We start from the raw sequence: 6,460 nt of genomic DNA, 5'->3' as shown, positions 1-6,460 counted from the left end.
ACGAACAGGATGGAAACGAATCTCCATCCTGTTCGATAGGTCTTACCAGATCCTCATCCAGCCCAACTTAAGTGAACTGCATTAGGCCTCGCGCCCGGCTTTTTTTGTGTCTGAGTGATTTTCCCGGGTGATCGGGAAATCAATCCCGGGGCAATCGGCTATCAACCGGGAATGCAGGGCTTCAGCTCTGGAAACTTCTCGTCGAAGCGCGCAGCCCACCGTGTCAGCCGGGCGCGGCCCTTTTCCCATTTTCCGGCAAAGCGCAGCGAGAGATAGCCAAGGCAGGCGCGCAGCGCCATCTGGCCGGCGGTGATCTTCTTCGGCAGCTTCGGCGGGTTGGCGTTGAGCAGGTCGAGTGCCGCCGTGATCTTCGCCCACTGGCGATCGAGCCAAGGCTGATAGACCATCTCCTCGGGCCGCGTGCGCCGTTCATAGACCATCGACAGCGCGCAGTCGCAAATGCCGTCGGCCAATGCCTCCAGCACTTCCGCCTCGAGCCGCTTGTCGGGATTGCGTGGAAAAAGCGCGTTCTTCGACAAACGGTTGAGATGCTGGGTGATGGCGCGACTGTCATGGATGGAGCGACCGTCGTCGAGCACCAGAACCGGGATCTTGCCGAGCGGGTTGGCGTCGACCAGTTCGGCCGGTTTGTCCTCGGTTTTGACCGCCACCGTTTCGATGTCGATGCCGGCATAGGCTGCGGCCATGCGCACTTTGGAACTGTAGGGAGAGGTGGACGCATAGAGCAGTCTGGGCATGATCGGTTTCCTGTTTTGCAGGCCGGCAGTGTTGACCGATCAGGCGCGATCGAGCAATGGCCAGAAGCGGAAAACCCAGCCGCCAGCGAGCGGCGCATCGGCCAGGGCCGTTTAGCGAGCGCTCCGTGAAGACGGCGCTTCATCACCATGGTCGCCGAGTTGCCGGAATCGCAGGGATCGCTCAGCCGACAGGCAAGACCGAAGAGCCTCGCGCCGATATTTCATCACCCGCATGAATGACACAAAAAAAGCCCCACCGGACTTCGCCCTATGGCGAAGTCCTGGGAGCTGCGAAAAGATATCCTCCGTCCGCCTCTGTTCTCGCCTTCCGACTGCCTAAACAGCGAGCGGGGCGCCTGTCAGGCACCCGCCCTTGACTGTTTTGGCACCGCCCCGGCGAGGGAAGACGCGACTACTTCTTGCCGGCCTTCGCGGGCGCTGCCTTCGGCTTGGCCGCAGGTGCCGCTTTCTTCACCGGTGCTGAAGATTTCGCTGCCGCTGCCTTCTTTGCCGGTGCAGCCTTCGCAGCCGGCTTCTTGGCAGGTGCAGCCTTGGCAGGTGCAGCCTTGGCAGCCGGTTTCTTTGCAGGCGCTGCCTTCTTCGCTGCGGGTTTCGCGGCGGCCTTCGCTGCAGGCTTCTTGGCTGGTGCCGCCTTCGCCGCCGGCTTTGCCGCTGCCTTGGCGGGTGCTGCCTTCTTCACTGCCGGTTTCGCAGCAGCTTTCGCTGCCGGCTTCTTGGCCGGTGCTGCTTTTGCCTTGGCCGCCGCGGCCTTCGGCTTGGCAGCGGGTGCTGCTTTCTTCACTGCAGCTGCGACCTTTGCCGTCGCTGCTTTTGCGGGTGCTTTCTTTGCCGGTGCCTTGGACGCCGGCGCTTTGGATGACTGCTTAGCCATGCGATGCCCCTTCCTTTGTGCCGACGGCCGTAATGACCCGGCGCGCTCATGCATATCTGACTCGCGGCTTGCTAGCCAGCGAAGCAATAGACTGATTTTCGCAGCTTAAATTTCGGTTACGATCGGCACATGGTCGTGCTGATCGTCGCAGAAATTCACTGCTGATCTTCGACCAATGGCTAGAATGTGTCGCCGACATTCTCCGCACTCCGCGGGACCGCTCCTCTCGTGAAGCTCCCAAGATCAGTGAACAGCTTTGCGTGTCGATCGTCGGCCGCCGATATCATGACCGCCGCCTCATCGGTGCGATCATCTCGTGCAGGCGGACGATCTATACTGCAACGCGACAGCCGGTCGATGCATCGTCTTGTCAAGCACGATCGCAGACCGGCTTGCTCGTGAATTGACAGATAACTCTACGTAACAGAGTATTCTGCACAGCATGGGGAGTACTTCGATGTCGATCGCACAGAGGCAAACGGCGCTGCCGCCGTTCCAGATTGCCAAGACGGTCCGCCACGGCGGCAGCATGGTTGTCCGTGGCCTCCGGCTTGGCTGCGCCGGAGCCAATCGATGAGTGCCGACGAAATCATCCACCAGAGCACTCGGCTCAGGATCATGGCCGCGCTGAGCATGCTGGAAAGACGTCAAACGCTGGACTTCACCGGGCTGAAGGCCATCGTGGACGTCACCGACGGCAATCTCGGCGCGCACCTCGATACGCTGGCCAGGGCCGGTTATGTCGACATCGAAAAGCTGTTCGTCGGCCGCCGGCCGCAGACGCGCGTCAGGGCGACGATGAGTGGACGGCGCGCGTTCCGCGGCCACGCCGCATTCCTGCGCAAGATCCTCGACCAGGCCGAGGCGGCGCCGCGCAGGAAATAGCGTGGTGACCGGGCAATCCTGCGCGATCCGCAGTTCCGTCACGGCTGATAGCCGAGGCAGATGGCGCCGAGCGCGACGATGGCGCAGGCGCCGACCCGCCGCGGCGTCAGCACCTCGCCGAGGAACAGGCGTCCGATGAAGGCCGCGAAGACGACGCTGGTTTCGCGGATCGCGGTGATCGGACCTGCTGGTCCGAGCGCGAAGGCCGCGACCACGACACCGTAGGCCAGAAGTGCAAACAGGCCCCCGCCCAGCGCCTTCCAGGTTTCCGGCGCCCGCAGGTCGACTATGAGCCGGCCACGGCAGGCGACGAAGGCCGCCGGCAGCAACGCGCCGTAGATCAGCAGGACCCATGCAGTGTAGGCGCCGGCGTTTCCCGCCGCCCGAACGCCGAGCGCATCGACCGTCGCATAGGCGGCGATGATCGCTCCCGTTGCCAATGCATAGAATATCGATGTCGTGGCGGCCCTGCCCCGTCCGAGTGAAAGGCCCATGATGCCGCCAGCGACCAGCGCGACGCCGACGGTCTGCGGCAGAGTGAGCTGCTGGTTGGCCAGGAAGAACCCGCCGAGCGTGACAAGCAGCGGCACGCTGCCGCGAACGATCGGATAGACCTGCCCCAGTTCGCCATATCTGTAGGCGGCCACGAGAAACAAGCTGTAGCCAACCTGCAGGCAGGCCGAGAGCACGATATAGGACCAGGCCGGCGCGGCCGGAAGGTCGTGGAAGAAGGCGAAGGGGATGGCGAGCGCCGTGCTTGAAAAGCTCATGACGGTGACGGTCCACAGCCTGTCGGCCCCCGTGCGCAGGAACGCGTTCCAGCTTGCGTGCAGGATCGCCGCAAACAATGCGAGCCCGATGACCAGCGGGCTCATTGCGGCCTGCGCGAAGCAGCGACGATGCCCATGGCCGCCTTGCGGGCGTCGCGAATGGCGGCGTCGGCCTGCCCCATCTGCGCCAGCAAGGTCGCACCTTCGATCAGCATAAGCAGCGTCGCCGCCACGCTCTCGGCGCGGCCGCGCGGCATCATATCTTCGAGGATAGACCGCATGCGCCGCTTGAGGCCGTTCTTCTGCCTGACAACGGCCTTGAAAACCGGATGCCCGGGATCGCCGAACTCGGCCAGCGCATGTGCGAACAGACAGCCATGGAAATCCGGGCTGCGGAACCAGCGCCCATGCCAGTCGAAGATTCTTCCGATTTTCTGCTCCGGCGGAACGTCCTCTTGGGTGAGCCGGGCGAGTTGGCGGTCGAAACGCATAGCGCGATAGTCGAGCACCTCGACGATCAGTTCATCCTTGCTGGGAAAGTGGCGATACATCGTCATCTTGGCCACATCCGCTTCGGCGATAATCCGGTCGATACCCGTGGCATGGAAGCCGGCGCGCTTGAACAGCACGTAGGCCGTTTCAACGACGTGCTGGCGCTTGCCGGAAGCGGACGATGGCGTCATGGAGGCTACCTAGTAGTGAGACAGGTCTGTCTCATACCTATGCGACGGATCGCACCTGCTGTCAACGCGGCACGAAAAACGCCTGCAGCCATCAAGCCACAGGCGCGAAAGAGATTGGAAGGGGAGACCGGGTTTAGCGCAGAATGCGGCAGCGGCCGTTGTAGACCATCCAGCGGTCGAAGCCCGAGACGCAAAATTCGACATTGTCGCCGATCGAGGCAAAGCCCTGGCCTTCCTCGATCAGGTACCAGATGGTGCGATCGCGGCCGTCGGACAGACTGACGGTGGCGCCGCAATAACGGCGACCGATCGGCCAGGTATCGTTGGCCGCCAGATAGCGATGCTGGTGGATGCGCCGGAAATCGGTGATCTGCACGTCAGGCAGATGCGGCACGTGATGCACCTGATAGGAAAAGCGGCTGGTGATCTTGTTCAGTACCCAGGGCTGACCGCAGACTCCGCTGTCTTCATCGGAATAGACCGTAAGATCGGCGGCCTGCACAGTCTGGGTGATACCGAGAGGCGCGGCAAGCGGGGTGCAGAGCGAAATCAGGGCGGCAAGGGCAGATTTGGCGAAGCGAGTCATGGCAGCCTCTCAAGGTCGATTGCGCGCACTGTGCGGATTCGCTCGGCGGCGGTCAAGCGGTTGCGTTGACAATGGTTTCCCAGTTTGAAACCGCTTTTTGACCAAAGCCGAGTTTGCACGCACCGGAATGGCTCTGGCACGTTCATATCCAGACCCAAGAGAGCACGGTCCCTGGGTCATCGATGAGCCCGCCTCAAGCCTGCTCGCCGGCCAGCCATTCCAACGACCAGTGCGCCGGCCGCCCCACCGCAAGCAGCCCGTGCAGGGCCGGCAGCAGCATCCGCAGCTCGCCCTCCAGCGTGAACGGCGGGTTGACCACCAGCAGACCGCTGCCGTCGAGGCTGGGTTCCGAAGAGGCCGGCCTGATCTCGAATTCGATGTCGAGCAGCTTCGGAATGCCGGATTGCTTCAGCGCCTTGCGGAAGGCGATGATCGCCTTGCGGTCCTTGATCGGATACCAGAGCGCGTAGATGCCGCCGGGCCACCGCTTGTGCGCCCTTATGAGCCCGTCGACGAGGCGTTCGAACTCACCCGCTTCCTCGAATGGCGGATCGATGAGGACAAGGCCGCGCTTTTCCTTCGGCGGCAGATGGGCGCCGAGCGCCAGCCAGCCATCGAGCTCGGTGATCCGGGCCTGGAAATCGCCGGCAAAGAACGTCCTCAGCCTCGCGGCATCCTTGGGGTGCAGCTCGATCGCCGTCAGCCGATCCTGCTTGCGCATGAGATGGCGCGCAATCAACGGCGAGCCCGGGTACTTCTGGATGCCACCCTCGGTGTTGAGCGACCGTATTGTCTCCAGATAAGGCGCGAGCAGCACCGCCACCGGCGCGGCAAACGAGGCATCGATCAGCCTGCCGATGCCGCCTTGCCATTCACCCGTCTTCTGCGCCTCGACGGACGACAGGTCGTAGCGGCCAATGCCGGCATGGGTGTCGACGACCCGAAACGCCTTGTCCTTCTGCTTCAGATACTCGAGCAAGCGTGTCAGCACGACATGCTTGACGACGTCAGCGAAATTTCCGGCATGATAGGCGTGGCGGTAGTTCATGGTTTTGTGCCGTTATGCATGTCGTTGTCCCAAAACCGCTGCACACTTTTGGGCGACATGCATCAGCCCCTGCCCCAGCGCGGCGGTGGCGGCTGCGAGTTCGGATTTTCCGGCCGGCCGCCACGAGTGCGCAAGGTCAGCAAAAATCCGATCAGGCCGATCGCCATCAGCGCGAAGCCGACCGGCCGTGCACGGCTGTCGATCTCCCCGGCGCCGGAGCGCAGGATGAGGTCGACCGCCCGCATCGGTATGTCGTCGGCATCACCAGGTCCAACGGTGAAGGTATAGGGGCCTGGGCTGACGGTCGCGATCACGCCGGCCTCGTCGCGAAAGATCTTGTCGGGCAGTTGCGGGCTAGCCTGGCGAGGATTGTCGGAATGGTTGAACTGCAGCGTCGAGGCGAGCACCGTGCGGCCATTGCTTGCAGCGGTCAGCGTCAGCACGGTGCGCTGCTGCGAGACGATGCGCTCGGCTCTTGCGGTCAGGTCGACCAGCACCCGCACCGGCGCATCGCGGCCGGAGAGCGGCACCGTCAGCGGCTTGAAGCGGCCCTGCTCATAGACCCGCCAGGTGCCGATCTCATGGCCGGAGAAGTTGCTCATCGCCCAGGGATAGACGACACCGATGCCGGCGCCGGCGAGCAGGATCAGGACAAACAGAAAGCGCATTCACATCACCACATTCCATCGTGACCTTGCCAATAGCGCCCCGACGATCAAAAGGCGATGGCCAGCCGAGTCGCCACCCCAGGCGATCGAGCCAGACGTGCGCAAGCAACAACCTGGTGGCGGCGTGGCCGCGCAACAATGCGGGTTCTACCTATGCGCTTAAAATTCGT

The 6,460-nt window shown here is 63.0% G+C and carries 8 protein-coding genes; 1 reads left to right on the top strand and 7 read right to left on the bottom strand.

The annotated features are described in order from the left end of the window. Positions 1-161: 161 nt before the first annotated feature. Positions 162-758, bottom strand: a complete 597-nt coding sequence (locus tag NKH95_RS05195) for a glutathione S-transferase family protein (RefSeq protein ID WP_031213750.1) — start codon at positions 756-758, stop codon at positions 162-164. Between the two features lie 412 nt (positions 759-1,170). Continuing rightward, positions 1,171-1,650, bottom strand: a complete 480-nt coding sequence (locus NKH95_RS05190; RefSeq protein ID WP_081734982.1) for a histone — start codon at positions 1,648-1,650, stop codon at positions 1,171-1,173. Between the two features lie 573 nt (positions 1,651-2,223). On the opposite strand from NKH95_RS05190, the gene NKH95_RS05185 reads away from it, so the two are divergent. After that, positions 2,224-2,535 carry a transcriptional regulator gene (locus NKH95_RS05185; RefSeq protein WP_023813791.1) on the top strand — a complete coding sequence of 104 codons (312 nt, stop codon included), beginning with the start codon at positions 2,224-2,226 and terminating at the stop codon, positions 2,533-2,535. Positions 2,536-2,573: 38 nt separating this feature from the next. On the opposite strand, the gene NKH95_RS05180 is transcribed toward NKH95_RS05185, so the two are convergent. The 5 genes from NKH95_RS05180 to NKH95_RS05160 form a co-directional block, all read right to left on the bottom strand. After that, a complete protein-coding gene (locus NKH95_RS05180; RefSeq protein ID WP_023813790.1) occupies positions 2,574-3,410 on the bottom strand; it encodes an EamA family transporter in 837 nt (278 codons plus the stop codon). Next, complete coding sequence (locus NKH95_RS05175; RefSeq protein WP_352442190.1) at positions 3,407-3,988, bottom strand: TetR/AcrR family transcriptional regulator; 582 nt, start codon at positions 3,986-3,988, stop codon at positions 3,407-3,409. The genes NKH95_RS05180 and NKH95_RS05175 overlap by 4 nt, the downstream gene beginning before the upstream one ends. Before the next feature lie 133 nt (positions 3,989-4,121). Then, positions 4,122-4,574 (bottom strand): hypothetical protein, encoded by a 453-nt coding sequence (locus tag NKH95_RS05170; protein WP_023813788.1) that lies wholly within the window; start codon positions 4,572-4,574, stop codon positions 4,122-4,124. Positions 4,575-4,767: 193 nt separating this feature from the next. After that, on the bottom strand, positions 4,768-5,622 hold the full coding sequence (locus NKH95_RS05165; protein WP_352798578.1) for a 23S rRNA (adenine(2030)-N(6))-methyltransferase RlmJ: 855 nt from the start codon (positions 5,620-5,622) through the stop codon (positions 4,768-4,770). A gap of 62 nt (positions 5,623-5,684) precedes the next feature. Further along, a complete protein-coding gene (locus NKH95_RS05160) occupies positions 5,685-6,290 on the bottom strand; it encodes a hypothetical protein (protein ID WP_127289220.1) in 606 nt (201 codons plus the stop codon). Positions 6,291-6,460 lie beyond the last annotated feature (170 nt).

Origin of the sequence: Mesorhizobium sp. M0848 (genome assembly GCF_040319805.1) — a bacterium.
Classification (GTDB): domain Bacteria; phylum Pseudomonadota; class Alphaproteobacteria; order Rhizobiales; family Rhizobiaceae; genus Mesorhizobium.
This window is presented reverse-complemented; position numbering and strand designations above follow the sequence as displayed.